This is a genomic window from Ponticoccus sp. (in: a-proteobacteria) (assembly GCF_048381735.1).
Map to the genome: position 1 here is coordinate 157,121 of NZ_JBLXGL010000011.1, position 255 is coordinate 157,375.

1 pseudogene is annotated in these 255 nt (G+C 62.0%); it reads right to left on the minus strand.

What is annotated here, in order from left to right:
* A pseudogene (gene rplB / locus ACN5KJ_RS17295) lies at nt 1–207 on the minus strand (50S ribosomal protein L2); the annotation flags it as partial.
* Between the last annotated feature and the right edge of the window lie 48 nt (nt 208–255).

Below are 255 nucleotides of genomic sequence, written 5' to 3' on the forward strand. Positions count from 1 at the left end.
GCGTTTGAAATCGACGATCCGGTAGAGACGCTTTGCGCCACCGCCGCGACGGCGGGAGGTGATACGTCCGGTGTTGTTCCGGCCGCCCGATTTCGTCAGACCCTCGGTGAGGGCCTTGACGGGACGTCCTTTGTACAGCTCCGAACGGTCGATCAGCACCAGCCCGCGCTGGCCCGGCGTCGTCGGCTTATACGACTTGAGTGCCATGCTTTCTGTCTTCCGTTTACAGACAGGCGGAGAGTTCCGCCCTATGTG